Annotated in this window: 18 protein-coding genes and 2 pseudogenes; 11 read left to right on the top strand and 9 right to left on the bottom strand. The window is 51.0% G+C overall.

Annotation, left to right across the window (positions count from 1 at the left end):
• Positions 1-91 precede the first annotated feature (91 nt).
• The gene (locus C1Y43_RS19800) at positions 92-988 is read left to right on the top strand and encodes a LysR family transcriptional regulator (RefSeq protein ID WP_233209858.1); all 897 of its coding nucleotides are present in this window, start codon (positions 92-94) and stop codon (positions 986-988) included.
• A 278-nt stretch (positions 989-1,266) separates the two neighbouring features.
• On the opposite strand, the gene C1Y43_RS19795 is transcribed toward C1Y43_RS19800, so the two are convergent.
• Positions 1,267-2,229: a Gfo/Idh/MocA family protein gene (locus C1Y43_RS19795; protein ID WP_104189395.1), complete on the bottom strand. Its 963-nt coding sequence runs from the start codon at positions 2,227-2,229 to the stop codon at positions 1,267-1,269.
• A gap of 19 nt (positions 2,230-2,248) precedes the next feature.
• Positions 2,249-3,271 (bottom strand): Gfo/Idh/MocA family protein, encoded by a 1,023-nt coding sequence (locus tag C1Y43_RS19790; protein WP_104189393.1) that lies wholly within the window; start codon positions 3,269-3,271, stop codon positions 2,249-2,251.
• Positions 3,272-3,376: 105 nt separating this feature from the next.
• Between C1Y43_RS19790 and C1Y43_RS19785 the strand changes: the two genes are divergently transcribed.
• Both C1Y43_RS19785 and C1Y43_RS19775 read left to right on the top strand, forming a co-directional pair.
• On the top strand, positions 3,377-5,074 hold the full coding sequence (locus tag C1Y43_RS19785) for an SgrR family transcriptional regulator (RefSeq protein WP_104189391.1): 1,698 nt from the start codon (positions 3,377-3,379) through the stop codon (positions 5,072-5,074).
• A 607-nt stretch (positions 5,075-5,681) separates the two neighbouring features.
• Positions 5,682-6,224: a DUF3916 domain-containing protein gene (locus C1Y43_RS19775; RefSeq protein WP_104189387.1), complete on the top strand. Its 543-nt coding sequence runs from the start codon at positions 5,682-5,684 to the stop codon at positions 6,222-6,224.
• Positions 6,225-6,307: 83 nt separating this feature from the next.
• Here C1Y43_RS19775 and C1Y43_RS19770 read toward each other — a convergent pair whose 3' ends face one another.
• Positions 6,308-7,867 carry a recombinase family protein gene (locus C1Y43_RS19770; RefSeq protein WP_104189385.1) on the bottom strand — a complete coding sequence of 520 codons (1,560 nt, stop codon included), beginning with the start codon at positions 7,865-7,867 and terminating at the stop codon, positions 6,308-6,310.
• A 588-nt stretch (positions 7,868-8,455) separates the two neighbouring features.
• Here C1Y43_RS19770 and iolE point away from each other — a divergent pair.
• From iolE to C1Y43_RS19755, 3 genes are read left to right on the top strand one after another with little or no spacing between them, the layout of a single operon-like run.
• Entirely contained in the window at positions 8,456-9,373 is a 918-nt protein-coding gene (gene iolE / locus C1Y43_RS19765) for a myo-inosose-2 dehydratase (RefSeq protein WP_104189383.1), read from the top strand.
• On the top strand, positions 9,370-10,545 hold the full coding sequence (locus C1Y43_RS19760; RefSeq protein WP_104189381.1) for a Gfo/Idh/MocA family protein: 1,176 nt from the start codon (positions 9,370-9,372) through the stop codon (positions 10,543-10,545). The genes iolE and C1Y43_RS19760 overlap by 4 nt, the downstream gene beginning before the upstream one ends.
• A 25-nt stretch (positions 10,546-10,570) precedes the next feature.
• Entirely contained in the window at positions 10,571-11,623 is a 1,053-nt protein-coding gene (locus C1Y43_RS19755) for a Gfo/Idh/MocA family protein (RefSeq protein ID WP_104189380.1), read from the top strand.
• 54 nt (positions 11,624-11,677) lie between these two features.
• Here C1Y43_RS19755 and C1Y43_RS19750 read toward each other — a convergent pair whose 3' ends face one another.
• Positions 11,678-12,688, bottom strand: coding sequence for a Gfo/Idh/MocA family oxidoreductase (locus tag C1Y43_RS19750; RefSeq protein ID WP_168715129.1), 1,011 nt, complete (start codon positions 12,686-12,688; stop codon positions 11,678-11,680).
• 113 nt (positions 12,689-12,801) lie between these two features.
• Between C1Y43_RS19750 and C1Y43_RS19745 the strand changes: the two are divergent.
• Positions 12,802-13,827 (top strand): annotated as a pseudogene (locus tag C1Y43_RS19745) (LacI family DNA-binding transcriptional regulator).
• Positions 13,828-14,329: 502 nt separating this feature from the next.
• On the opposite strand, the gene C1Y43_RS19740 reads toward C1Y43_RS19745, so the two are convergent.
• A complete protein-coding gene (locus C1Y43_RS19740) occupies positions 14,330-15,247 on the bottom strand; it encodes a LysR family transcriptional regulator (protein ID WP_104189378.1) in 918 nt (305 codons plus the stop codon).
• 126 nt (positions 15,248-15,373) lie between these two features.
• Between C1Y43_RS19740 and C1Y43_RS19735 the strand changes: the two genes are divergently transcribed.
• From C1Y43_RS19735 to C1Y43_RS19725, 3 genes are all read left to right on the top strand, one after another.
• Positions 15,374-16,279, top strand: coding sequence for an NmrA/HSCARG family protein (locus C1Y43_RS19735; protein ID WP_104189472.1), 906 nt, complete (start codon positions 15,374-15,376; stop codon positions 16,277-16,279).
• Between the two features lie 514 nt (positions 16,280-16,793).
• Positions 16,794-18,338, top strand: a complete 1,545-nt coding sequence (locus C1Y43_RS19730; RefSeq protein ID WP_104189376.1) for a methyl-accepting chemotaxis protein — start codon at positions 16,794-16,796, stop codon at positions 18,336-18,338.
• Between the two features lie 94 nt (positions 18,339-18,432).
• Positions 18,433-19,986: a sensor domain-containing diguanylate cyclase gene (locus C1Y43_RS19725; RefSeq protein ID WP_348770977.1), complete on the top strand. Its 1,554-nt coding sequence runs from the start codon at positions 18,433-18,435 to the stop codon at positions 19,984-19,986.
• A 349-nt stretch (positions 19,987-20,335) separates the two neighbouring features.
• Here C1Y43_RS19725 and C1Y43_RS19720 read toward each other — a convergent pair whose 3' ends face one another.
• The 4 genes and pseudogenes from C1Y43_RS19720 to C1Y43_RS19705 all read right to left on the bottom strand — a co-directional run.
• Positions 20,336-21,676 (bottom strand): glycoside hydrolase family 28 protein, encoded by a 1,341-nt coding sequence (locus C1Y43_RS19720; protein WP_104189374.1) that lies wholly within the window; start codon positions 21,674-21,676, stop codon positions 20,336-20,338.
• A gap of 120 nt (positions 21,677-21,796) precedes the next feature.
• Positions 21,797-23,140: an enolase C-terminal domain-like protein gene (locus C1Y43_RS19715; protein WP_104189372.1), complete on the bottom strand. Its 1,344-nt coding sequence runs from the start codon at positions 23,138-23,140 to the stop codon at positions 21,797-21,799.
• Positions 23,118-24,470, bottom strand: a complete 1,353-nt coding sequence (locus tag C1Y43_RS19710) for an MFS transporter (RefSeq protein ID WP_104189370.1) — start codon at positions 24,468-24,470, stop codon at positions 23,118-23,120. Before C1Y43_RS19710 ends, C1Y43_RS19715 begins: the two co-directional genes overlap by 23 nt.
• A 382-nt stretch (positions 24,471-24,852) precedes the next feature.
• Positions 24,853-25,098: pseudogene (locus C1Y43_RS19705) on the bottom strand (recombinase family protein); the annotation flags it as partial.
• Positions 25,099-25,444: 346 nt separating this feature from the next.
• Here C1Y43_RS19705 and C1Y43_RS19700 point away from each other — a divergent pair.
• Entirely contained in the window at positions 25,445-25,768 is a 324-nt protein-coding gene (locus tag C1Y43_RS19700; protein ID WP_104189368.1) for a hypothetical protein, read from the top strand.

Below are 25,768 nucleotides of genomic sequence, written 5' to 3'. Positions count from 1 at the left end.
GTTTAAAACAATGTTAATTACAGTTCTTATAAATGATAATTGGCTGAATAGTATTTGCAGTCGATAACCGTATTATCGAATGGTGCGTGTAATGGACAAGTTTACCAGTATGAGGATTTTTATCGCGGCAGTTGAGGAAGGCAGTTTTGCTGCGGCCGCAAGACGTTTTAAGCTTTCATCTGCCATGGCAGGAAAACATGTCAGTGCTTTAGAATCCGATTTACACGTGCGGCTTATTCAGCGCTCTACACGCCGGCTGAGCCTGACGGATGCTGGTCAGCGATATTATGATCGCTGCAAAGTTATTATCGAGGCTCTGGATGACGCGGACAGGGAAGCCAGTGACATTCAGACAACTCCCCGGGGATTATTACGCATCGCCGCCCCTCTTGCCTTCGGCGAAATGCATCTGGGGAAGATTGTGTCACGCTACCTTGAGCAATTTCCGGAAGTCAGTGCGGGTGTTGTCCTTGAGGATAAGTATATTGATTTGCTTGAGGAACGGATTGATGTAGCCTTACGCATAGGACGTCTGGACGACCCGACGCTTGTCACCCGACGTCTGGCACCATGTAGAATGGTTTTTTGCGCATCAACAGGCTTTCTGAAAAAATACGGTACGCCTGAAACGCCGGATGACATCTCGCGTATGCCGCGCCTGGCGTTCAGCCAGGCAATTTCTGCCGGAGACTGGACAATCTATGACGCAGATAACAGGCCGTACACTGTCGAAAGCCGCTGCCGGCTCACATCAAACAATATCCAGTTGTTAATGGACGCGGCCCTGGGCGGAACAGGGATTGTGTATGGTCCCTGTTTCGTTTTTCGAGAGCATATAAGACTGGGTCAGCTGATTGAGCTGCTGCCAGACTACAGAACATCAGAGCTTACCATTCAGGCAGTATATCCGAGTGCGCTCCGCATTCCTTTTAAGGTTCGCACCTTCGTTGATTTTATTGCTGATGCTTTGAAAGCTATGCCGCTTTGAGATGCGGGTACTTGAACAAACATGGAAAAATGTCCGCTTTTGGCACTTAACGGACAGGGGTGTCCAAAACCTGATGGCCCCTCCGGCTCCCCGGCGCTGCCGGGGCATTGAGTTCTACTGCGCTAACCGGCTGAACCGGTAAGCTCCGCCGAATCCCTTCGGGGTTCGGGCCTGACGGCTAAGGTCTGATGGCAACGGCAAGGTTAGCCTCAGCAACCTGCATACCGTCCGCTATGAGCGGATAGCGGACTATAAAATTTAGTATGGCTTTTTCCGGCCTATATAAGTTGCTCTGCCCACTCTTTATGGATTGATTCAAGTGTGGAAACAGTTTTCATCGTCATATCAGGGCTCATAACCGGGCTTGTAAGCATATGCTTGTCCAGACAGTCGTGAATATGCCGAACCTCGTAAACAAGCTCGTGTTTGCAGGGGAAATGCAGCTCTTCTTTATCACCACAGGCATAATGGACGGTTGCCTTTCTGGCTTTCCAGTAGTCGGCTATTTCTATGTATCCTTTTTCTCCATAGATAAAGGCCTTATTAATCGCATTAACCTGCTGAGAGATTTTACTAACGATAAGGATACCGGCTTGCGTAGTGAGGTTAATGACGCACTGCGCGTCTGTCCCAGATTTAGAACGGATGGCTGTGCCTGCACGGTATTCAGGCATTTCATCAAACAGGCAGGCGAGCATCTGAAAGGTATAACTGGCGTTTCCGTACAGGCTGCCGCCACCAGCCTCGGGTAGTCCTAGCCAGTTGTTATAGGTTGCCTCGCAGGAGCTGGTCATGTCGACCAGGCGCACCTGACCCAGACGGCCATTCTGCAGAATGTTCTTTATGGCAGCCATAACAGGAAGGAATACCACCTTCTGGGCCTCCATAATGAAGAGCCCCCGCTCAGCGGCCAGCGCGAAAAGATGCTCAGCTTCCTGGCTTTTGAGCACGAAAGGTTTTTCGCAGATGACATGCTTACCGTGCTGCAGTGCCATCAGACAGTTAGCATAATGCTCGCTGTTTATGGTGGCGACATAAATAATATTCACATCCTTATCGTCCATCAGCGCCTGATAAGAACCATAAGCGCGTTCGATTCCGAGCGCGTCAGCTTTTTCCCGCGCCTTCTCTTCAGAACGTGAGGCGATGGCCAGTACCGTGCCGTCACCGCTGGCGCGAACCGCGTTGACAAAACGCGGAACAATCGATGCTGTGCTCAGAATGCCGTAATTTTTTTTCATGACAGAATATTCTCCCGCTTTATTGCCGTTTAATTTTTACTGGCTGGCTGAGCTCCAGGCTGCGATGCACTGCGTCTGCAATGATTTCAGCTTCAAGCCCGTCCCGCGCGGTAGCGATGAACGGCTTGTTATTGAGCAGGCAATCTACAAAGTCATTGATGGGCTCAATACCGAAGCCATAAGGACGCCCGTTGTTATCGATAATGAAATAGGAGTTAGGCGTGCTGCCTTTGCTGGCATTGTAAAATTCGACGCCGCGATTCTGAGAATCTGCGCGAAGTAACGCGTGTTCAGTCAGAATCTGAGTGCGGCCGTCGTTTGCCTTGGGAAAACCTGAAGGCAGTATCCAGGAATTTTCGACAGTCCAGTGGCAGCCGTTTTCAAATGTGAGGAAGGCCTGAATAGTGTCCCAGGTCTCAATTCCCCGACCACTTAAAACACCTTTCGAACCCACGGCGTACACTTCAGTCACCTCACACTCCATGTACCAGCGAATGAGATCGTAACAGTGTGTACCCAGGAAATGGCCGGGCGAGGAGCGGTGAGCCCAGTCAAACCATCTGGTGGGAACATCGATAACGTCGTCCATGCTCATATATCCGCGGATGGGACGCCCGGTCTCCTGTTTATGAAGTTCATTTTTGAGATTGATGGCTGCGGGGTCCCAGCGTTTATGGTAATCCACGGCAACACGCACGCTGTTTTCTTCAGCTGCCTGAGTAATGGTTTCTGAATCACCCAGTACGGTAGCCAGAGGCTTTTCAACCAGAACATGCTTTCCGTAACGTATCGCTGTCATGACTGGATCAAGGTGGTAGGCATCAGGTGTGGCCACCGATACGGCATCTATTTCAACGCTGAGGAACATAGTTTCCACATCAGTAAACGTCAGTACCGGATAGCGGGCGGCCACCGCAGCCAGTCTTTCTGTCCGGTAATCGCAGACGGCAACCAGATCAACATTGGGGTTAGCAGAGTAGGCCAGGAGGTGATTTGAACCATATATTCCGACGCCGATGACGGCCACGCGAAGCTTTGACATGCTGTTCCTCTGCAGTGCAGGTTATAGAAGAGTTCGGACGCAGTATCTGCTTGCAGGTGGGGCGGAATATATGAACAATTCAAAAAAGACTGTTCAGGTTTTTATATGCGTATTGTTCATCGTTTAAAGCAGTATGAAAAACTGTTTGCGCGTCTGACCACCCAGCCGTGCCATACCAATGCTGACACGCTGGCCTCGCTGTTCAGCTGTAGCGAGAGACACGTCCGGACGCTTATCAGTCACTTTCGGGAGAGAGGCTGGATAAGCTGGGAACCTTTACCCGGCCGCGGCAATAAATCGCGATTACAATGCCTGCGGGAACCGCCTGAAATAAAAAAAGAGATTATCCGTGAAATGCTTGGCCACGGTTTGTCACTGGCGGCGCTGCGACTGGCTTTTCCGGAAGAAGACAAGCTTAATACGTTGCTGGCTCCCTTTGCTGGCGGCCAGTGGCAGGCCAATAAGCCTGTTCTGCGTATCCCTTTCTACAGAACACTCTCAACGCTTCAGCCGCTAAAAGTAACGGGGCGTACTGAAGAACATTTCTGCCGTAACATTTACGCGGGCCTGACTCGGTTTGAAACTGGTAATGCTTTTCCCCAACCCGATATTGCTCATCACTGGTTTCATGTCAATCAGGGAAGTCAGTGGGATTTCATGCTGCACTCCGGGCTCAGCTGGCATGACGGGAGTGCGGTGACGACAGCGCAAATCCTCCTGCAGCTTAAGAAGCTTTGTGACCATCCTGTCAGCGCATTTCACTTCAGAAATGTCAGGTCCATAACCTCACCCCACGCGCTCTGTATCCGCTTCCAGCTGGACAGCTCGGATTTCTGGCTGCCATACCGGCTCGCAACATTGCAGTGCCTACTGACGCATCCTGATAATCCGGATATAGGCGCTGGACCCTTCAGAACAGATTTTTTTAACAAGCGGTTTATCCGACTTGAGAAGCATCGCTTTTATCATCTCCGCCATCCCTACATTGAACAGATTGAATGCTGGGCCGATCAGCAGGGTCAGAGTTCAGCTTCAGAAACGGGGAGGCCGATACCACACGTGCTGGTCGGAAAGCACGTGCAGCAGCTTCCGGCCAGCCCGGTTGAAAAACAGATCAGCGCAGGATGCTGCTTTATGGCGGTTAATCTGAAGCGAAAGTGGCTGACAAGAGAACAGGCGCAGTGGCTGAAAGGCTTTGTTCATCGCTCGGGTATCATTACGCGCCTGCCGGTTGAGGATGATTTGATAACAGAAACCAGCACGCTACTCCCGGGCTGGCCCGACTTCATGAATCCCGAGCGGGAAGCTCCTCCTCCAAAGCGCCTGACCCTGCTTTACAGGAAACAGCCGGAGTTGGATCTGATGGCGCAACGGTTGGCTGAAGAGCTTCGCTGCAGCGGGTGTGAGCTGCTGGTTAAGGAGGCCGCTCCGACGATGGGACTGGCGCAACTGGATGAGACCGATATCCTGCTAGGAGACTGTCTGATTGGCGACGCGGCTGAAGCGACGCTTGAAATGTGGCTACACCGCGATCCATTCTGGCAGGCCTTTCTGACATCACGTGATATGGCATGCGCAGAAGCAAGGCTGTGTGATGCCAGAGCAGAGCCGGAACCGGATTCGCGTAATACTATTATCAGGCAGCTTTTTTCGTGGCTGATGCAGAGAGCATACCTGACGCCACTATTTAATTATCGCTATCAGTTGAGCTCAGTCAGTCAGGTTAACAATATCCGCATGACAGCCTATGGCTGGTTTGATTTCGGTGAGGCCTGGGTTTCCCCACCGGAAGACAGTGTCTGACTAAAGAGATAAAGCCTGAGTAATAATCGTTCAGGGACGCCCGCATCTTTAACCTGCATCTGGAAATCGGTAAAAACCTTTCTGGCGGCGATCATGTGATTTTTCCCGAAAACAGTGCTCTGACCTGTTCACCTCCAGTACTGTATCTGCCAAGTAAGCGGACAAAATTACCGGACTCATAATTATCCCCTGGCTTCCGCCTGCGCTTTCTCTCTCCGGAACGCTATCTCACGGTCTTTTCTCTCTGCTTCCTGCTGCTGTTCATTCTGCTGCTTTGCTGCAGCGGCTTTACCGGTTTCGTGTTCATAAAGTTCAAAAGCATAAACAGCCTGATGGCCCCCTCCGGCTCCCCGGCTCTGCCGGGTCGTTAGCCCCACTGCGCTAGCTGGTTGTGCCGGTAAGCTCTGCCGGACCGCGAAGCGTTCCGGGCCTGACGGCTAAGGTCTGATGGCAACGGCAAGGTTAGCCTCAGCAACCTGCATACCATCTGCTATGAGCGAAAAGCGGCCATAAGACGTTTCAAATCGAGAAGGGTGAGTTACATTAATGCTTAACAATTAGTTGTACACAGCTTAAATCATTTGAAAGGGTGAAAATTAAAATACTCATGAGCAGACGGCTTAACAGAGATCATCGAACTAAAGTCAGAAATATTCCACGCCGCTTGAAAGCTCTTAACCGTTGGGCTGGTACATTTCATAACCCTCAACGAAGCGTGTTTCCAGAGGATGAGCATTACTGGAATTTCAAAATCCCGGTAGAGATTAATCTTGTTGAGGGAAGGTACAGCACACTTAAAACTAAAGCAGATTGCGCGCAAGCCATGATTAATGCTTGTTCAAATCTTATAACGGCAACTGCTGGTATGAATTACAGCCCCCGGATTACTGCGGTTATATGCCTTCCGGATATGTTTACAAGCGAGATCTGTCTCTATCGATCAGAAGACTATTACCAAGGCTTTATTACTGAAGACCGTTCTGAAAATGGTGCCTCCGCTTTGATTAAAGAGCGCAGCCTGGCTGCTGAGTGGGGGCTCATTCTTCCAGTTAATGTACAGGAACTGGGTATTACGCTCGAATATTATGGGAGTGAGGATCGTGATGAATGGTTCACCGGAGAGCGTTGGTATTATGGACAGCTCCTGTGATAGTGCTGTTTTCTATGTTTACTTGAACGTCCGCTCTTGGCACAAAGCGGACCGATACTTTCCAGTCAGTGGATGGGAGCGGGTCACAGGATTAGCGTGTCTTCGCACAGGTAGGCAAGACTGCTGATGAAGGATGAAACGGGGAGCTTTTTCTTTACCGGAAAGTTGATTAGCCTGAGTCCGTTGAGTAAATGCACATCGCAGCGCCCCTCAGCGGTATGCAGAAACAGCCTGTCTATGTGCCGGGCGGCGTAGTCGCGGCATCGTTCACGGTTGCGCCTGTCAGCGAGGTTCAGTCCGGCTATCCACTCCCCGGAGCCGGCCACGCCCCGGTTTTTGAGGGCTCGCAGCTTCAGTTCACCGGCCCGCAGCTCTTTACTCAGTTCCCGCACCTTCATGGCCAGTTCCGGAACGTCCGGCGCAATCTGCAGCGCAGCGATAAGCCGGTTGATGCTCATGTTGAGTTCGACCAGACGGTTTTCCAGCTGACTGGCGGTACCCATGACGGTTCCGTTTGCCTGCAGCATATCCATGCTGCACAGCAGGACACCCACCAGCGCCGCATCAACGTGATCGCGTCGTATGGCCGGTTCGCTGCAGCGATGCAGGCGCCTCATCGGACAGGCGTAATAACCCGCGCCCTTTTTGTCGACGCTGGTCAGCATGATGGAATGCCCGCACGTTCCGCAGTACATGAGGGATCTGAAAATATTAATGAGGTAAGGATTCTCGCTGACGCCAGGGTTACCGAACCGCGCGAGACGGACGCCCTGCACGTCGTGGAACAGTTTGTCCGGAACCACCGGGGGAAAATAGCCGCGGATTTCGCTGACGCCTTTTGCCATCGTCTGATAAGACGGCGTAAACGTGCCCGTCAGGGCTTTGTTACCCAGCAGACTCTCAATGGTGCTGGGATTCCACCGCCCGATTTCCCCCGTCAGGGTGGGAACACCGCGTTCGTTGAGCGTTTTCGTGATGCCATTGAGTGAGCAGCCTTTCAGCCTGAGCCTGAATATCAGGTTAATGGTCCTGGCATGTTCTTCAATCAGCTCAAATTTCTCACCGTCAGGGGAAACAGTCAGCCACCGCGGGCAGCTGCGCGTGATGAGTTTCCCTGTTGCCGCCGCATCTTCCCGTTTTTTCTGCCAGGCCGCGCGCATGCGACGTGACTTCGTCTCGCTCTCCTCATTTGCACGTTGTGCGATGAGAATAGCTCTGATGAGAACATAAGGGTCATCAAGCGAGTCGATGCTGTAGTGAGTATGATCGCACAGCGTGACGACTTCGACGCCAGACCGCAGAATGCTCTTCAGCCGTTCGGTGGCATCACTGATTTTTTCACGTGACAGCCTGTCCAGGCTCTCCACCAGAAGAACAGTTCCGGCAGCTATGTAGCCGTGCTCTACGGCGTCAAGAAAGTCGTAAAGCGCGCCGCGGGTGGCGTTCATGCCGCTGTAAGCACTGAGCCCCAGATCCTGATAGGTGATGTCATCGAGCTCATAATCCGGATGCTGAGACAACCACTCAGAGATGAGTGTGTTCTGGCGCCGCAGGGAATCACCGTACTGCTGGGAAGCAGTTGAGAATCTCACATAGGCTATGGCTTCTTTATCATGATGCCCTCCTTCATATCGCGACAGCATGCCACCTGTGTCGCTCAGGTTATGTGAAGGCGGGCACACCATCCGTTTTACTGGCCGGGCATTTTTATCGTTAAGGAGTGCCTTACAGGCAAGGACGGGGTTTATCTTGGCACACGCGTTAAGAAAGCCGGTTCACGAAAGCGGGCGCCCGGTATTATAACCGGGTTTCTGACATGACGATTGAAGCCGATGATGAAGAGTTTTCAGCCGCTGCACATTTCATCAGCCATGAGTCAACACTTGTTATCCCCGCCGAAATACCCAAATGGAATGACTTCATTCTGGCCTGATGCTTAATCGCTGCGCAAAAAACTAATGGCATTAGGTTAATAGAAGGAATGATAAGGACGCCAATTTATGCTTCGAGCGAGAGAGCGGCGTCACCAGTCCTGAAGTGAAACAATGATGACTGTAAGTAATATCTTACATAAAGCTCGCTCTTCCAGAATGTTTAATGCAGATCACACTTTAAATCTCAAGATGCGGCACTTTGTTCGGATGAGGGTTTTACCTCATTCAAACGATAACAGTTAGGCTGACGCCCTTTTTATAGTGCTCTTAAATTGACCTGTAAGGAGCACTTTCGCAATGAATCCACGTATCCAGTTAGGTGTCAGCCCATTGAGCTGGACCAATGACGTTCTGCTTGATTTAGGCAATAACATCCCTCTTGAAACCTGCCTTGAACAGGCCGCATCTGCTGGTTACCGCGGTATAGAGTTAGGCAGAAAATTTCCCCGCACCGCGGCTGAACTAGCCCCTTTACTGAAAGGAGTTGACCTGCGACTCGCTTCTGGCTGGCACAGTGGATTTCTTGCCGAACGAAGCGTTGAAGATGAAATCGCTGCCGTAAAAACTCACGCAGAGTTACTGCGGTCATTAGGGGCAAACGTCATGGTCTATGGCGAATGCGCAAAAATGCCTGGCGTTCATCCGCTGGACGAGCCGCTCTCTCTGTCCCCGGTTTTAACCAGCCTGGATGTTGACGTTTATGCCTATAAAGTCAATGAATTTGCAGACATTTTGCTGAACAGGTTTGGCCTCAAACTTGCTTATCATCACCATCTGATGATGCTGGTCGAACAGCATCAGGAGTTGGATGAATTTTTGGCAAAAACCTCCGATAGCGTCGGGCTGGTTCTGGACTCCGGGCATGCTTACGCTGGTGGCGTTAACCTGACACAGACATTAAAAAAGTATGGCCACCGTGTGGTCCATATTCATCTGAAAGATGTTCGCCCGGATGTCCTGCAACGAGTGAGAAGAGAGGATCTCAGTTTCAATGATGCGGTACGTGCTGGGCTGTTTACGGTGCCGGGTGAGGGATGTATCGATTATTCACCTCTGATTGAGTTTGTTGCGATGTCAGATTATCAGGGCTGGCTGATTGTTGAAGCCGAACAGGATCCGAGAAAAGAAGAGCCGTTTGCTGCGGTCTCTCGTGCATTTAACTGGGCACAACATGCTTTCCAGTTGTCCGCGCCAGCAGAGGAGATTGCTCAATGAAAGAGAAGCTTAATATTGGTCTTATCGGCTCAGGTTTTATGGGGCAGGCGCATGCTGATGCTTATCGTCGAGCTGCCATGATTTATCCCGATCTGCCAAAGCGTCCCCATCTGTATGCATTGGCCGATCAGAATCAATCGCTCGCTGACGCAAATGCGGTGCGCTTTGGTGCAGATAAAGCCTATGGCGACTGGCGCGAATTAGTAAATGATCCAAATGTGGATGTAGTTGATATCACCTCACCCAATCATCTGCATTACGAAATGGCACTGGCAGCGATTGCCGCCGGCAAGCATGTTTATTGCGAAAAGCCGCTGGCCGTCAGCATGGAAGAGGCGTTGCAGATGACCTTGGCAGCCGAACAGGCAGGTGTCAAAACGATGGTGGCTTTTAATAATATTAAAACGCCGGCAGCGCTACTGGCAAAACAGATTATTGAACGGGGTGATATTGGTACGCCGATCCGTTTCAGGGGCACCTTTGACCAGGGTTTTTATAACGATCCCGAACTACCCTGGTCCTGGCGCTGTTCCAGGAAACTTGGCGGCAGCGGTTCACTAGGCGATCTGGGAGCTCACACCCTTTCAATTGCGCAGTTTCTGATGGGGGGGATCAGCGAGGTGACCGCCAGCGCCCAGACTTATTTGCATCAGCGGCCGGTACCACAGGTCGATGCTGGTTATGCCAGTCATATTAATGAGCATGCGGAATGGCGCGAGGTCGAAAATGACGATCAGGTGCAGTGCCTGGTGAACTTTACGAGCGGTGCCAGCGGCGTAATCGAAGCATCGCGCATCGCGGCAGGACGCATTTTTGGCGTGTTCTGGGAAGTGTCCGGTACCAAGGGCACAATTTATATGGACGGTGAACGCTTCAATGAGCTGCAAATTTATCGCTGGAGTGATGACAAACACGATCGCGGTTTCAAAACCCTTTTTGCAGGCAGCCAGATTCCGGCCTATGCGGGCTTCTTCGGCTTTGATTTTGGCGGCGGCGGTCTCGGTTATTTTGATGTAAAAGTCATTGAAGTTCACGATCTGGTGCAGGGGGTTTGCAGCGATAACGACTGTTATCCGAATTTTGCGTTTGGTCTGCAAAATCAACAGATCCTCACCGCCATTGAACAGTCCATTGTTTCCCGTCAGTGGGTTGCAGTGGCCGGTAACCGCTGAATCAGTACTTTAAAAAGGAATCACTATGTTTCCCTCCTCTCTACCCGTTCCGCGCCTGCCCTCTGAAAAGGCGATACCCGTATTGCGCTGGGGCATTATGGGCCCCGGCTGGATTGCCGAACATTTCGCCCGCGCATTAAAGGAACACACTGGTCAACAGCTGGTTGCAGTGGCCGGAAGAAACCGTGCAAAAGCGCAGGCATTCGCTGAGCGATGGACGATCCCGGCTGTTTTCAGCTGTATTGATGACATGCTGTTAATGAATGATCTGGATGCGATTTATATCGCCACTCCGCATAACCATCATTATCCTGATGGCCTGAAGGCACTCAGCGCAGGTAAGCATGTGCTGATTGAAAAACCCCTGGCTTTAAATGTCACAGAGGGGGAGGCCCTGCAGACCCTGGCCCGACAAAAAGGGCTACTGTGTATGGAGGGTATGTGGTGTGACTTCACGCCGAAATATGATGTATTGCGCCAACTGATAACAGACGATGTACTAGGAGACATTCACACTTTGATTGCTGATCATGGTGAGTTTTTTACTCCCGATCACCGTATTTTTAATGCTGATCTGGCCGGGGGACCTATGCTGGATTTGGGCAGCTATCTGGTTTCACTTAGCGTGATGGTGGCAGGAGCACCTGTTAAAATACAATCAAGTGGGCAATCCGCGGGAGGTAATGTCAACGGACAGGCTTCAATGCTGTTTGAACATGCCAGCGGTATGCATTCGGTGCTGAATACAACGCTTTTCAGTAATACACCCGGCAGTGCGGTAATTGCAGGACGTAATGCAACTCTGGTTCTGGCGGGGCAGTTTTACGCGCCGGGCGGATTTGTACTGACCTCAAGCCAGGGCAGACAGTCATTATGCTGGGAAGAACCCTCTAACCGCTACACCCAGCTTTACCATGAGATTCAGCATTTTTCCTGGTGCGTAGGACAGGGGTTGAAAGACTCCCCGGTTCGCCCGATGTCTACCGTACTGATGACCCTGACTGCCATGGATACCGTCCGGGAGCAACTGGGGATTGTATTCAATGAAGAACAGCAATCTGCTGACAGTAAGAGCTGAATATTAATGGAAACCAGAGGCCGCATCCCTAAAGGATGGGCTCTGGTTTTTCTCTCAGATCACCTTATCAATTGGGCACGACCTTTTTGTTGAAAGAGATAAGACCGCTGCTTCTGCAATTGCCTGTGCCTGAACGCCATCCAGCAAATCCGGTAGATCAGCGACCTCTTCGTCGTTCAGGTACCGGACAAACGCGTCAAGATGCTGATAATAGGTTCCCTGCACACGACTGAACCAGTCTGGATAAACCCCTTGGTTTATTATGGTTTTATCCTGAAAAAGTTTTAGCCCTGGCGGACTCTGAGGTCCTGACTCTGCCAGTCCCTTCTCACCCATTACACAGATCCTCTCGTCATAGCCATAGCCAGTGCGACGTGTATTATCCAGCTGAGCGAGACCGCCCTGTTGCATCTGCATGATCAGGACAGACGTATCCACATCACCAAATTTACTGATGGCGGGCATTGCCAGTGCTGCCCCCATTGCAGCAATTGATGTCACTTCATCCCCTGTCAGCCAGCGCAGCAGGTCAAAGAAATGGATTGCCTGGTCACGCATCTGACCTCCGGATGTCTGGAGATAACTAAGCGGTGGAAGTTCGGAAGAGCGGCAAACCATCTGGATTAATTCAGGCCGGCCGATTATTCCCTGATCCAGCAGACGCTTTAACTGCTGATGGCTGCTGTCAAACCGGCGATTGAAGCCTACAGTAATTTTTGTGTTCAAATGCAGCACGTTTTCGGCCACCCGCATTGCTGTTTGCAGTGACAAATCGATCGGTTTTTCGCAATAAACAGCTTTGCCTGCCCGCGCCGCGGCTTCAAGTAATTCGGCATGTGAAGGTGTTGCGCTGGCAATAAGCACCGCATCAACATTATCACTGTTAATAGCGGCGCTGACCTCGCCTGCCCTGCAATGCATTTGTCCGGCCAGAGTAGAGGCCCGTGTGCTGTCTGCATCGGCCAGCATTACGAGTTCAACACCCGGATGAGTTGCGAGATTTGCTGCATGGACCTGTCCGATAAATCCACAGCCAATCAGGGCAAAACGTTTTTTATGAATCATGCTGGTTACCTGTCTGTAGGTCTAATTTTAGCGATAAAGTCATTGCCAAAATAGCCTGCCGCTTTACCCTGAGAAATCCATGTTTTGAGGGGATCACCTCAAAAGGAGCTGTCATGAAAACAACCACTCTTGAAATGTTGGCAGAACAGGCGGGGGTCAGTCTGGCAACGGTTGACCGGGTGCTGAATGAACGCGGTGGCGTTTCTCCACGCACAACGCAAAAAGTACTGGATGCTGCGCGAAAGGCCGGACTGAAGCGCATTCTTCCTGAAGAGCGCCGGCATGCCTGGCAGATCGAAGTTTTGTTAAATGATGACGACTCATTCTTCTTCAGACAGCTTGCCAGCGATTTCGCCGCTATCGCGACCGCACTCGGTTATCGCCGGGTTGTGCTGCATCGTACTTTCGTGTCTGTATCCCGACCAGAAAAGCTGGCTTTACTCATTGAAGAGCGCAGCAAAACGCGTGATGCGTTAATTGTCTTCGGGCATGAACATCCTGCTATTTATCAGGCTCTGCAACGGTGTAAAAAGCGCGGAGTTCCTGTAGTCACTCTGATAACCGATCTGCCAGGCGCAGAACGACTGTGTCACGTATGAATTAATCAATTGCAGGCAGGACGCACCGCTGGATTGATGATGGGCAGCCTGGTCAGGCAGCATGGAGAGGTGATTGTTGTAAGCGGCCGGATTGAGTATCGGGCGCATCAGCAACGTATTCAGGGTTTTCGCGACATTATTGAGGAGCGCTTCCCTGAGGTGAAATTACGGGAGGTTCTGGCGGGCCAGGAGAGTCGCATGACCATCAGCAGACTACTGGAAAAGCAGCTTCAGCAATCTAATCATGTCGTCGGGCTCTATAATACCGGACTGGGGAACACTGAAATCAGCGAAGCGTTGGCCCGTCATCGCCTCACTAACACCTGTATTCTTATTACGCATGAGCTTTATTCAACTACCAGAGCACTGCTTGCTAGAAAAGCACTGTCTCTCACTCTCGACCAGAATACGGTTCGCCATGCGCAACTGGCGGTGAATATCCTGCTAAGTTATTTCGAACATGGCGAAATGCCTAAGGAATATGAAACCGGCAGGGTCAATTTTATGCTTTATACTCAGGAGAATTTCCTTAATCAGTAATTATAATATAAATAATTCCTGCATTAAGGAGTGGTGGGTATTAATAATTAAGGTGATGGGTAAAGACACTGTCTCTTCAATTTCATGCTGTGTTATATTATGTAAATATTTTAGTGTAAATTTCTATGGCGGCTATAGCTCTGAGCATGATTCTTTAGTGAGCAGATAATGAGTCTTTATTTATTCTTTCAGAGGAGGAGGTTTGTCGTATTTTCTTCGAGAATATCCATTATCTCTTCTGTAAAGCAGGTGAATCGATGAGCTTAAAAAGTTGGTTATAAAAACCAGAGATGAATTATTTAGTAATTCCACGGAAAACAGAATTTATCAGGAATGCTGAAGGGTTATCTATAGGACTACAGGATAATGATATAAATCCTGCAGTGATCATGCTATAAGCGATATAACCTTTAAAATATTTCATCCAAACTTACCGTTAATATGATTTACCCTTTGTGCGCTCCGAACCCAAGCCTGATTGTTTAATTTGCCTGCCTCAATGTTAAGGAATATCACTCTGTTTTTCCTCACGTTCTGAAGCTACCCAGCTCACTACTGCATCAATAAAAGCCCGCACCTGAGGCATGAGAAAGTGACGATCCGGGTATACCACTGCAATCTGCATTTCAGTCCCTAATATCTCTCTCAGTACCGGGACAAGAGCGCCCTGTCGCAGGTGTTCGTGCATTAAATCTTCAGGCAAAAGTGCAATGCCAAGGCTGTTTATGGCAGCTTCACAAAGCAGGGTAATATCGTCTGAGAAAAAAGCGCCCTCCACCTTTATCCGTTCTCCGGAAATTAACGGCCAGTACATATCGGGCATCTCTCCGCGCGCGAATCCCACCAGGCATTGATGATCTTTAAGGTCATCAGCGGTAACAAGAACGCCCATTTTTGACAAATAGGCCGGCGAGGCAACGGCAATAACCGGATCACGAAAAAGCGTACGGGCGATCAATCCGGGCTGCATTTGGCTACTGGCTCTCAGTGCAACGTCATAACCTCCCTGTCGGAAATCGACATGGTGACTGGAGGTATGAATATGAACGTGCAGCATGGGATGCCGGGCGATAAATTCACACAACATCGCACGAAAGCTTTTTTTCATACCGGGAGGCAGCGATACGCGTAAGTCGCCTCGTAAATGTCCTCCGGCTCTCGACACACTTTGCTCTGCCTGCCTTATCGCTTCAAGTGCGATGATGGCCTCTTTATAAAAGATGCTGCCCGGTTCCGTCAGCACCAGACTTCGGGTTGTCCGCAGGAGCAGCCGTGCGTCCAGCTTTTTTTCAAGCTGAGCAATGCGTCGGCTCAGGGTTGCGCGGGGAAGGCCCAATTCGGTCGCGGCACGGGAAAGCGATTTTGCTTCGACAGTTTTCGTAAATGCAATGAGCTCAGAGGTTTCTGTTGCAAGCGCCATATGGATCATTTTCGGTCAGGTGATGACAGTTTAATGAGTATTGTCACGGATTACGCTCAGCGGCAAGCTTTCTCAGACGACATTCGGGCGACTCGGGTTGCCTGTCACTTATGCAGAGGGTGTGAAATGGCTGAAGAAAAGAGAATTATTGCGGTGTTTGGCGCAACCGGTCATCAGGGAAAGGGCGTGGTGCAGGCATTAAAGCGTGCCAGCCAGTTCAGGGTTCGGGCCTTAACCCGTAACCCGCAAACCTATTCCGGAGAGGCTGATGAAGTTCAGTATGTGGATCTTGAAAAGCCTGAAACGCTCCACGACGCGCTGAAGGGGGTACAGGGCGTATTTCTGGTGACTGATTACTGGCAACAGGGTACAGACGAGAGAAAGCAGGCGGCATTGGCCATCGAAGCCGCAAAATCGGCTGGGGTAAGCCATGTTATCTGGTCCACGCTTCCCGACGTTGAATCTGTCAGTCAGGGTGAATTCAGACTCCCGCAGTTTACGAATAAAGCCAGAATAGACAGTCTGGTCAAAGCTGCGGACTTCACGTATTACACCTTTGTTGTGCCGCCGGCATATTATCAGAACTTCGCAGGTCCCTTTGGCCCACAAAAACAACAGGACGGGAGTTATGGCTGGATTCTGCCGATTAACCCCGACGTTCGCTGCATTCATATGGGCGACATAAACGAGCTTGGGAAAATTGTGGCCGGCGCGTTTACTAATCCTGACAGCGCAGGAAAAGGGGCTTATTTGCCGCTTGTCGGTGACTTCATGAGCTTCAGTGACATTGTTACTACCCTGAATCAGCTCGGACATCACGTCACTTTTAAACAGGTTCCACGTGACGTTTATGCCGGCTTTTTCCCGGGGGCGGAAGCACTCGGTGATACGCTGGCCTATTACGAAAAATATACCTACCTTGGTCCGGGCTCGCATGAAGCAGCCATTGCACTGGCTAACCGCATCGCTGACTTTCAGCCGACCACTTTTAAATCCTGGGCCAGAAAAAATTTTGCACTGAACAGGAAATAAATGCCCCAGGCTGCCGTCATTTTCCACGGACGGAATAAATCATTTTGCAGCGGTCCTGTTTTGCCGAATCCTGCAGTGCTCGCAAATTAATGCAGGAATCAACTTTACTGTCCGCTCTGGCACAGAGCGGAAATGCAGATCTACGTTCTGATGGGCCTGTTAAACTCAACGGCGCTGCAGATTCATAGAGTCCTGTGGCATAAACCGGTAGAGCCTGTATGCATCTATGAACTCCGGGTTCGTTTCTGAGTGGCAGGGGCAACTCCTGCCGTTGGCTTTCACCGTACGTTACCGCCAAAAAACGCAGAAGCTCAGAGCCGAATTCGTACCGCGTTGTGCCTTTCCAGTCCCGTATCCCACTCATCCCTTTTTTCCGGGTTATAGACAAATACTTGTGCTGTTTATGAAGTCCTTTCCAACAGCATTCTAATTAAAAAATCTATAAATGCATTCTAAACGAAACTTAAATGGAGCCGATAGTAACGGAGAACCTTAATCACTCCGGTAAATTGCTATGAAAGTTTCTGTCCGCCTTGCCATTGGTTTCAGCCTGATGGTGCTGCTGCTAGCTGTATGTACCGGCGTTGCAATTAATGCCTTAGGTAATGCACGCGAAGGTATGAATGACGTGGTCAACGTCAAAATGAAGGAATACAAGCTTGCGCTTGATATGCGCGGCAACGTGCGCGATCTGGCCATTGCGGTACGTAATCTGGCGCTGCTGACCGATCCAAAAGAGATGCAGCCTGAATGGGATCGGGTGCAGAAGCAAAAGGCGCAGTTTGCCAGCAGCCGGGAGGAGCTGATGCGCATTATGCAGACTGATTCTACTCAGGCCGGGCGTGATGCCATGAAGCTGATTATTGAGCGCGAGAAAGCGGCAATGCCCGCCTTTGACAAGGCTGCTCAGCTGGGGCTGCAAAATAAGCAGGCTGAAGTCGTTCCTTATTTAATGAACGTGACGCGGCCGGCGCAGCGTGCGCTGCTGGATGCGCTGAGCACCATGACTGATATTCAGATGAATAACGCGAGCGGTGCCGTGGAGCAAAGCAGTAATGAAAGCCGACAGGCTTCGGTAACGCTCTTTATACTCCTGGCCGTTTCAGTCCTGCTGGCCGCAGCTATCGGATACCTGACCACACGAGTACTGATACGCCAGCTGGGAGGCGAACCGGTGCAGGCTCAGACCCTGGCTGCTGCCATCGCAGGCGGCGACCTTACCACGCCGGTCGCCCTTCGACAGGACGACAGTACCAGTATGCTGGCATCACTTGCCCGCATGCAGAAAGGGCTCAGCGACATGGTTTCACAGATTAAAGACGCTTCCGCAACCGTTGCCCTGGCATCTGATGAGATTGCCCGTGGAAACACTGAGCTTTCTGCGCGGACTGAGCAGCAGGCGGCGGCTCTGCAGGAAACCGCGGCCAGCATGGAGCAACTGACCGCAACGGTGCGCAGCAACACATCGGGTGCAACCCACACGGCAGGAGCTGCGCGGGACACGGTTGCCTTTGTTAAAGGCGGAGAAGAGAACGTCCGTGCAATGACGAAGACCATGGCGGAGATATCCACTAGCGCAGCCAAAGTTGGCGAGATCACTGGCACGATAGAAAGCATCGCTTTCCAGACCAATATCCTTGCCCTCAATGCTGCCGTTGAAGCCGCGCGTGCCGGCGAGCATGGCCGTGGCTTTGCTGTGGTTGCCAGTGAAGTGCGTAACCTTGCCCAACGCAGCGCCACGGCCGCCCGGGATATTAAAGCCTTGATTGAAAATGCCTCAGCGCTGGTCAGGCAGGGCGTTTCGGTTGCCGACAGCACGGCCGAAAATATCATGAACGTTAATGTGCGGGGCAGTGAACTGGCAGGGGCTATGGATGAAATCGCGCTGGCATCTAACGAGCAGATGCAGGGTATTGCTCAGGTTACTGTAGCCGTCGGGCAGATGGATGGTGTGACGCAAAGCAATGCTGCACTGGTTGAGGAATCTTCAACTGCTTCGCAGTCACTGGCTGAGCAAGTGCATGCGCTGCGCGGGATGGTCGAAACCTTCCGGGTCTGATAAGCCCCTGACTGGATGACGGGGGTATCAACCTTTACCCTGAGGGCACCTATATTATTCATAAAATGTTATGTGTGACTGGAGCGCCGGTTTCTTGGACAAAACATCAGACAACTTGTCTTCACCGCTTATGCGAACATCGCTGGGCCGGAGCCTGGCAGTATTTTTATGTGTCATTGTACTGACGGTCACAGGCATCAACACCTGGTCTCTCTGGCATGACTGGCAGCTCAAACTGGCGCAGCGTGAACTCGAAGCTCGTAACCTTTCTGTATCACTGGCCAGGCAGGCGGAGGACGCGTTCCTGCAGGTGGACATTATTCTTTCTGAAGCGGTCAGAGAGCTTATCCAGAATGGACCGGCGTACGCAGCTACGCCAGCCTTTAAAACACACATCCGGGCGCAGCAGGGGAAAATCCCCCAGCTGCACGGCCTGTTTATTTATGACAAACAGGGAAACTGGGTCGCATCCTCCGCCAGCTACGTGCCGGCAAAAGCCAGTAATGCCGACCGGGACTATTTCATCTGGCATCGCATGCACACAGATGATGGCCTTCATATCAGCCGCGTGATCCGGAGTCGTTCCACAGGAGATTTGGTCATACCCGTATCAATTCGACTGAACGATGCGGCTGGCAACTTTGCCGGCGTGGCGCTGGCGACAGTGAAGGTGGACTATTTCAGACAGTTTTACAGCTACTACAGTCTGGGTGAAAAGGATGTACTGGCGCTAATCCTCGCCAATACGTCAGTACTGTACATTCGTCCTCTGCCGGATTCATTTATAAACCGCAGTCTTTCCGCCAGTCCGCTGTTCAGAACGGCGCTTAAAGCCTCTGATAGTGGCAGTGCTACCTGGCGATCGGCGCTTGACGGGGTGGAGCGAGTATTCGGCTATGCCCGGCTGGACAGATACCCATTGATTGTCACCGCAGGCTTTGACCGTGATGCGGCGCGCAAGGAATGGCTATCTGAGAATCTGGTGGATCGGGCACTTAACGTTGTGCTGCTTTTTATTATCAGCGGCATGGGCTTCTTTATGCTGAGGCAGGTCAGGGTCAACGTGAAAAACCATCTGGAGCTGACGCTGGTCAGGGATGAACTAACCGGCATCAACCATACGCTTCAGTCTCTGGCTCTGGTAGACGGTCTGACGGGGCTTGCTAACCGCAGACAGTTTGACGTGCTGCTGGAGAAAAATCTGGAACGTTCAGCGAAGTCAGGCGAATCGCTGTCGCTTATCATGGTGGATATTGATTTCTTTAAGCGCTATAACGATTCGTACGGTCATGTAACGGGAGACCAGTGCCTGAGAAGCGTTGGTATTGCGCTGAAGAGCGTAATTCATCGAAGCGATGATATTGTTGCCCGCTACGGTGGAGAAGAGTTTGCGATTATCCTGCCGAATACTGGCGCCGCTGACGCGCTAAAGGTGGCGCAGCGGGTAGTACAGGCCGTGTCAGATCTCAGCCTGGCGCATCAGGCATCGGCTGTACCGGAAGGGGTAGTGACCATCAGCGCCGGGTGTGGGACGATAACTGCCAGTGGCGATGCCAGTGAAGAGGAAAGGCTTAAAGAACAAGCGGACAATGCCCTTTACCATGCTAAGCGAAGTGGTAGAAATCGTGCTGTCAGCGCAAGCGATTAGCTTTGGACATGTCTCATAACATTACGCTGGCGGGTTATTGCATTATGAGATTTCCCGCCGGGAGCGGGCCTGGAGGCCAGGGGCAGGTTAGCCTCATTAGCTTACTCACAGTCTGATATGAGGGAGAAACGGATGTCCCGTCCATATTAAGATCGTAAAAAACCGCCTTACGGCGGTTTAGCTCTCCAGTTATGACGTTGCGCTTGCGAGTCATGCTGCAAAATTAATAAAGAATAAACCTGCACATCTCTGTGTTACCTCTTGAGAAGAATACATTACGGTCCGCTTCTGGCACAGAACGCAACTAGCAAGCCCAGAGGTAATTCCATGTATATATCGAATCATTCCGTTAATTTATCTTTTGACTCAACTGCAGTCTTACATCGGGGCCTTTTTCCATCGCAGAACCTTCCTTTACGGAAATGCTCACATTGTTCCCTTTACCTGCAACATATCTTGCCTGCACACCATAACGGGCATCGATCCTGAGATTATGCAGTGAGACGTCCTGGATCGGGGATTCAGGCAGACCGCTGAAAATCATGGCATGGGTCGCTTTAGTCGCTATTACATCGGAGATAATGATCCCTCTGATTTTTGGCGTTGAAGCCGTAAGCGGGGCCGTTTCTATCGGCTGCGTTAGCGTATGCCCTTGTGCCCCTGCCTGGCCGCTGTAGCTGCTGGTCACCAGGATGGGGGTGTTTACATTTGACATGGTAAGGTGACTGGCGATAAGGGGGCCTATGGTGTTGCCACGGTCCCGCGCTGACTTTATCCTCACGCCATTTTCCGTATTCAGGAAGGCGACGGACCTGACAGTCACCTTTCCGATACCGTTTGCGGTTTCACTGCCTACAGAAATACCGTGGCCGTCACGCATGATGGAGTCGTGGATGACAATATCTTCCGATGCTGCTCCCGTGCCGTTAACCAGTCCGGATTTAATGGCAATATTGTCATCGCCCGTTGCAATATCCATGTCTGAGACAGTGATTTTTTGGGACGAGACAATATCTATGCCGTCAGTGTTTGGCGAGGTAACAGGATTGGTGATCGTCACTTTATTCACATGAACATCAACGCTGTTGCGAATAACAATATTCCACATGGGCGAATTAGTCAGGTGTAGATTGTCAATCTTACCCTGCGAGACCTCATTAAATTCTACAAACCAGGGCCGTGGGACGCCATTTGCCAGAGGAATTCCCGGAAAGCGGTCGGTGAAGATTTTTTTATTCCCGCCTCTTACTTCGCCCCGAATTTTCAGTGCCTCGGGCCACCAGGTTTTCTCGCCGTCGCCATCCAGTGTGCCTCCGCCCGTGATGGCGATATTGTTTACATTACTGGCAAAAATAAAGGCCTCATTAACCCTGGCGGGGTGCCCGATAAACGCTGAAATAAATTTTCCTTCCTGATTGTTAGATTTAAGGGTTGCCCCTTCTTCAATTTTTAGCGTGATATTATTTTGCAATTGCAACGGCCCACTCAACCATAGCCCGGGTGAGAGTTGAACGGTTCCTCCACCGCGACGGCTGCATTGCTCGATAGCCTGTTGGATAGCTTTTGTGTTAAGGGTTGCTCCATCAGCTTTGCCGCCAAATGCCTGAGGGCGGCAGACTGATTCGTTGGCTTGCGCTATACAAGACGAAAGAGAAACACAGCAGAGCAGGGTCATCAGAGACTTATTCATGCATCCTCAGTAAAGCAGACTTATTGGACGGCCGTCAGCAGGGCGACTGGTTTCATGCTACCAGCGGCGTGAATACGCCACCATCGACTCTGCAGGTATGATTTTATTTATATTGCTTTCTTAGCGAACCAGCGATGGACGTTTAGCGTCATAGCGCCAGTTATCTATCAGGAATTGCATGCCTAACGCATCGTTTCGGTTTTTATCCGGCAGCGTGTTGTAAAGCGCATGCGCCTGTTCGACGCGCTCCATATTCAACTCAATGCCCAGGCCTGGGCCGGGTGGTAATTCCAGATAGCCATCGCGGATCTGCGGCGGCTGGTGCGTCAGTTGCTGTCCGTCCTGCCAGATCCAGTGCGTATCAAAAGCGGTCAGACGCTCACCTGGCGCCGCCGCGCCAAGGTGCGCCACCATGGCCAGGGAAATGTCAAAATGATTATTTGAGTGGCAGCCGGTGGTCAGCCCCCATTCGTTGCACAACTGCGCCACCACGTTGGCGTTGCGCATCGTCCAGAAGTGCGGGTCGGCGAGCGGAATATCTATGGCGTTTAGTTGCAGCGCATGGTGCAGCTGACGCCAGTCGTTCGCTATCATATTGGTCGCGACCGGCACGCCCGTGGCGCGTCGGAATTCCGCAAGCGTCTCCCTGCCAGAGTAGCCTTGTTCAGCCCCACAGGGATCTTCCAGATACGGCACTTTTCCCGCCAGCTGTTTACCAAAACGAATGGCCTCATCCAGCGACCAGCATGCATTAGGGTCGACGGTGACGCGTGCGTCAGGAAATCGCCTCAGCAGTGCTTCTACCGTTTCAACTTCCACTTCGCCTGCCATCACTCCGCCTTTGAGCTTGAAGTCACGAAAGCCATATTGCTCAACCGCCGCTTCGGCCAGCCGCTGCACTCCAGCGCTGTCCATCGCTGCCTCATGACGTAAACGGAACCAGCCATCGGGCGCCTGTTCTCCCGAGCGATAATGCATATTTGTGAGCCTGCGATCGGCGATGTAGAACAAGTAGCCCAGTACCGGAATACGATCCCGTTGTTTTCCGCTGGCAAGCAAATCGGCTACTGGCAGGTTAAACAGCTTGCCTTGTAAATCCAGTAGCGCAGCCTCAATGGCTGCAGCAGCGTTATAAAACTTCTCCGGATTCATCTGCGGAATATGGATCTCGTCAGTATGTGCGGTTTGTTGCTGACGCGCCTCGCTGTTAAAAAGCTGGCTCAGCGTGGCATTCAGGCGCAGCAGCGAGCTGCCTTCAATTAAGGGGCGAAATTGCTCCAGCAGCTGCAAGGTAGATGCATGACAGGGCGTTTCGCCGACGCCGGTATGCCCGGCAGAATCGGTCAGGATGACGATAATGCGTGTAAAGAAACAGTTATGGGCTCCCCCGATATTCAGAAGCATGCTGTCGTAACCAGCTACCGGTACGATGCGCATTGAGTTAATGACTGGACTGTCTGACATGGTGTCTCTCCTTGTAACCCAATGAGGGAGGTACAGGTTTACTGCGCAGTAACAGCCACAGGCCGGTAGCCGCTGACACGCTGGTCAGCGCGTAGAGGCCACCGGTGGTGCTGCCTGTATGCATTTCAAGATAGCCGAACACCGTAGGGGCGAAAAAACCGCCAAGATTACCAATGGAGTTGATCATCGCGATGCCGGGTGCAGCGATCACGGCGGGCAGTTCGCTTTGCGGCATTGGCCAGAAGAATGCGGCGCTGACTTTGGAACCAATGCAAGCCACAATCATTGCCACAAAACCAAACCATGGCGTACCAAGCGTGGCCATAAAAGTACCGCATGCGGCGAGCAGCATAGCAATACCGAGACCTTTATCCAGCTTATCGCGATAACGATCAGTGACCTTGCCCAGCAGAAACAAGGCAATAATGGCGCATAACCAGGGGACGGCAGTCAGCAGTCCGGTTTCGAAACTGTTGTACCCCTGAATACGCTGTATGATTTGGGGTAACCAGAATACCAGTGTGTAGCCGGTCATGGTCATGGTGAAGAAGAGCAGGCAGTAGGAGAGAAGGCTGCGATCGGTTATTAGCCCCCAGTGACCATGCGTAATGGCGTGCTCATCACGGGCAGCGTCTTCAAGAGCCAGTTGCTGTGCCAGTGCCTGTTTTTCTGCATCACTTAGCCATTTTGCCCCTTCTGGTTTTGACACTAAAACAAGCGCCGCCAGCAAGCCAATCACTATCGATCCGCCGCCTTCCATGAACATAACCCATTTCCAGCCCGCGAGCCCGCCCACATCATGCATCATCAGGATTGCGCCTGTCAGCGGGCCGGAAAACAGAAAAGCGCTGGCAGTTGCACTCAGCACCATTGCAGTAGCGCGCCCCCGCCAGGCATTTGGAACCCATTGACGAAAATAGAACAGAACGCCTGGAAAGAAGCCTGCTTCAGCAACGCCAAGCAGGAAACGTAGCAGATAAAAATGCAGCGGCGTGCTGACAAAACCGGTCAGAACCACCACCGCGCCCCAGGTTATCATAATGCGCGTGAGCCACACGCGTGCGCCGAATTTTTTCAGCATCATATTGCTGGGCACTTCAAACAGCGCATAACCAATAAAGAAAAGCCCCGCGCCTAAACCGAAAGCCGCGGCGCTGATGCCAGCATCGGTTTGCAGCTCGGCTTTGACGAAGCCGATGTTGGCGCGATCAATCTGGTTGACAATGAGCATCAGCGCCAGCATTGGAATAATGCGACGGAAAAACTTGCCTACTGCTGAAGCAATAAGAGCCTCGTGATCGGCTGTTAATTCATGGAGTTGTTGTGCCATGCGTCACCTGTAGGGGGAGAAAACACCGTTACAGGTATACGCAGCAAAGCGGGTGCGTAGATATGTGCTTTTGCCCTGGAACTATAAGGCAAATGCCGTGTGTATTTATAATTTCATGAAATTAGGTGATTTTACGCCGACAGGTTTTGTGCTCCTTTGTGCACTGGCTCACATCAGAATTCATGTCTGCTTGAACAAAGCGGTCGGACTCACTGGCTGCTGTCTGCTTCAGGCACCATGCGGCTTAGTCACAATTTCGCGTGAATTGGTCAAGGTTAGGGTCCTAGTGAATGATTTCCGTCTGTTCCCACATGAAGTGAAGCAGACCAGGAAGACGCATGGCTGGCTGTCGTCTACGCTTTCCTTCATTATTTTTGTCGCAAAGCGCTAGGTAATGCAACCTGCTTTCAAAATTTGCAAAAAGCTCAACAACTTTGCTGATGTTCATCGCATTATGGCCGAGACGATCCAGTTTTGTCACAATCAGCACGTCAATATTTTCCATCCTGTCAAGCAGGCGCATCATTTCCGGACGTTCGGCTGCAGCTACAGAACCGCTGACATATTCCTCTTTTTGTCGCTGTGGCCGAATGGCAAAACCAGCTTCTTCGATCTCGCGTTGCTGGTTTTAAGTACTCTGTTCCGGGTGAAAACCATGAAATAGGCAAAACTCGTGACAGTTGATTATCATGTGTATCAAATGGATATGCTTATTATGAGGTGTGTACGGAATTAAAAAGACTGACTTTAGTACATGTCTTGTGAGTCATGTCCGAAACCGACCATATTCGTACGCACGCAAAAACAGTGGTTAATGTAAATTTAGTCTCCATATAAAACTATAAGCACGCTATTTAAATTATGGTTCATTCTTAATCGAGACTTCAATATTGAAAATTAATAGGATTAGTCCTAGGTTAGAGAGGTGGCAAGCGTATCAGGCGAATTTCTACCTATTCATGAAGGAAACAAAAATGGAACCTATAACTACTGCGATTCTGGCCAGAGGGATTTATGACCTCTTACAAAAAAGTGTCACATGGTCAAAAGATGCGCTCAAAGAGAAGCTACGTACGTGGATCAATGATGAAACAAAGGTAGATGAGTTAGCTCAAAAGATTGAAAAAATTGATGTTAACGAAGATATGAGCGAAAAAGCCATTGAGAAAAAATTATCGGTTGACCCCGAGTTAATAGAAATTTTGAAATCAATAAAAGAAGAAGAGAGAGTGACTGTTAATCAACAGCACTTTGGCATTGGTGATAACGTTGGACGCGATAAAATTATAAAAGGATAA

This window comes from Pantoea sp. ICBG 828 (assembly GCF_002928355.1).
GTDB classification, from domain to species: Bacteria; Pseudomonadota; Gammaproteobacteria; order Enterobacterales; family Enterobacteriaceae; genus Pantoea; species Pantoea dispersa.
This window is presented reverse-complemented; position numbering and strand designations above follow the sequence as displayed.

Bases quoted from the DNA above. Each gene is read 5' to 3' on its own strand.
- C1Y43_RS19770 (WP_104189385.1), bottom strand. From the start codon at position 7,867: ATGCTGTCGCGATATGAAGGAGGGCATCATGATAAAGAAGCCATAGCC.
- C1Y43_RS19715 (WP_104189372.1), bottom strand. From the start codon at position 23,140: ATGTCAGACAGTCCAGTCATTAACTCAATGCGCATCGTACCGGTAGCT.
- C1Y43_RS19735 (WP_104189472.1), top strand. From the start codon at position 15,374: ATGGCTGAAGAAAAGAGAATTATTGCGGTGTTTGGCGCAACCGGTCAT.
- C1Y43_RS19720 (WP_104189374.1), bottom strand. From the start codon at position 21,676: ATGAATAAGTCTCTGATGACCCTGCTCTGCTGTGTTTCTCTTTCGTCT.
- C1Y43_RS19700 (WP_104189368.1), top strand. From the start codon at position 25,445: ATGGAACCTATAACTACTGCGATTCTGGCCAGAGGGATTTATGACCTC.
- C1Y43_RS19740 (WP_104189378.1), bottom strand. From the start codon at position 15,247: ATGGCGCTTGCAACAGAAACCTCTGAGCTCATTGCATTTACGAAAACT.
- C1Y43_RS19795 (WP_104189395.1), bottom strand. From the start codon at position 2,229: ATGAAAAAAAATTACGGCATTCTGAGCACAGCATCGATTGTTCCGCGT.
- C1Y43_RS19755 (WP_104189380.1), top strand. From the start codon at position 10,571: ATGTTTCCCTCCTCTCTACCCGTTCCGCGCCTGCCCTCTGAAAAGGCG.
- C1Y43_RS19760 (WP_104189381.1), top strand. From the start codon at position 9,370: ATGAAAGAGAAGCTTAATATTGGTCTTATCGGCTCAGGTTTTATGGGG.
- C1Y43_RS19775 (WP_104189387.1), top strand. From the start codon at position 5,682: ATGAGCAGACGGCTTAACAGAGATCATCGAACTAAAGTCAGAAATATT.
- C1Y43_RS19730 (WP_104189376.1), top strand. From the start codon at position 16,794: ATGAAAGTTTCTGTCCGCCTTGCCATTGGTTTCAGCCTGATGGTGCTG.
- C1Y43_RS19800 (WP_233209858.1), top strand. From the start codon at position 92: ATGGACAAGTTTACCAGTATGAGGATTTTTATCGCGGCAGTTGAGGAA.
- C1Y43_RS19750 (WP_168715129.1), bottom strand. From the start codon at position 12,688: ATGATTCATAAAAAACGTTTTGCCCTGATTGGCTGTGGATTTATCGGA.
- C1Y43_RS19710 (WP_104189370.1), bottom strand. From the start codon at position 24,470: ATGGCACAACAACTCCATGAATTAACAGCCGATCACGAGGCTCTTATT.
- C1Y43_RS19790 (WP_104189393.1), bottom strand. From the start codon at position 3,271: ATGTCAAAGCTTCGCGTGGCCGTCATCGGCGTCGGAATATATGGTTCA.
- C1Y43_RS19785 (WP_104189391.1), top strand. From the start codon at position 3,377: ATGCGTATTGTTCATCGTTTAAAGCAGTATGAAAAACTGTTTGCGCGT.
- iolE (WP_104189383.1), top strand. From the start codon at position 8,456: ATGAATCCACGTATCCAGTTAGGTGTCAGCCCATTGAGCTGGACCAAT.